This window comes from Bartonella sp. AP3QHHD (genome assembly GCF_042195765.1).
Taxonomy (GTDB): Bacteria; Pseudomonadota; Alphaproteobacteria; order Rhizobiales; family Rhizobiaceae; genus Bartonella.
The window spans coordinates 1-1,449 of sequence record NZ_JBHIPC010000029.1 but is presented as its reverse complement, the minus strand read 5'-3'; the positions used below and the strand labels follow the sequence as shown (position 1 = coordinate 1,449).

Below are 1,449 nucleotides of genomic sequence, written 5' to 3'. Positions count from 1 at the left end.
GCCTACTGTATGACTTAGAATAGTTTCTGCGACTTCATAAGGGGCATCGGTTGTTTCAGCGAGCCAATCACGTAAACTAGAACGAAATCCATGGGGGCATGCCTCAATTTTATTGTCTCTCATATATTGAGCCATACAATTTGCAGCGAGGGGACCCCGACCGGTTGCAGAAAAGAAGAAATCATTGCGAGAAAGCAAGCGCGCTTGTTTTAAGATTTCTAATGCTTCTGATGATAGAGGCACGCGAAACTCTTCTGTAGTATCACGTCGACCTTTCATATTTTCAGCAGGGATTGTCCAGATATCGCCATCAACTTGGTCTTTATGAATATGACACAAAGGGTTGGTACGAACGCCTGTCAAAATAAGCAAACGCAAAGCCAGTTGTGTTAAGGTTGATGCTTCGCAAAGTGTTTTATAAAAGGCAGGGACATCTCTCCAATCCATAGCTGGAAAATTTTGCGTTTTATGGCGTTGTTTACCTAAGAGAGCGCGTGCTTTTTCTGTTGCTTGTAAATCAACATCCAAACCCAAAGCAGCCGCATGTTTGAGACAAATATTAAGGCGGGTAAGAGCTTTATCAGCTGTTGCTGCTTTTGTATGCCAAATGGGAGCAAGTGTATTGCGTATCTCTGTTTGTGTAATCTCTGAAACGGGGAGGCAACCTAATTTGGGGAGAATATGGAGTTTTAAGGGTAAAAACCAACGCCCATCTTTACCATCTCCTTTTAGTTCAGCTTTACGGCTTTCAAAAGCATCCAACGCGATATCTTTTAAATAATGGAGATTACTTATTGCCTCACGCTTTTGTTTATTGCGTTCTTTAATGGGGTCACGACCTTCACGAAGAACAGAGCGCCACCCAGTTGCCAATTCACGGGCTTGTTTTAAAGAGACATCTCTCAAGGCACCCAAGCCCATTTCACGGCGCCGCCCATGAATGGTAAAACGGTAAATCCATTGAGCACCTCCATCTTTACGCTTATGAAGTAACAAGCCGGCACCATCATTATATTTGCCAGCTCCCAATGTTGCGACAGCCCTTGCATTAAGACGGTTCATAAGAGCCATTTTTAGTCCTTTCTTATACAAATTTTATCCATACACTCATCCCACTTGTTATGTACAAATGAGTGGTTTTAGTTGATTCAAGATAAACAGATTTGAAATGAGAGAATCTTACGTTATTCGGGATTCTAATTCAATATGAATAACGCTATATTATCATTATAAATCAATGTGTTATCTGAGTTCTGATCAACATCATAAGTTTGCATTGGAGTGTAAGGACCATGTTTCTTTAGAGCCTTTGTTATCATCAGAGCAGCAAGGAACGCCGGTTTGTTACAGTTATTTTGATAGGAAATTACATCTTTATCCCACACCGGATAAAGCCTATCAGATTCAACTCATTCTCTCTCCATTGCGTTTATCAGAGATAGAGAGTGT

Annotated in this window: 1 protein-coding gene and 1 pseudogene; one reads left to right on the top strand and one right to left on the bottom strand. The window is 41.1% G+C overall.

The features are described from left to right. Positions 1 to 1,071: tyrosine-type recombinase/integrase (locus ACFIL7_RS01520; RefSeq protein ID WP_375683270.1), on the bottom strand; the 1,071-nt coding region annotated here is incomplete at its 3' end. Between the two features lie 172 nt (positions 1,072 to 1,243). Between ACFIL7_RS01520 and ACFIL7_RS01515 the strand changes: the two are divergent. Beyond that, positions 1,244 to 1,449 (top strand): annotated as a pseudogene (locus ACFIL7_RS01515) (hypothetical protein); the annotation flags it as partial.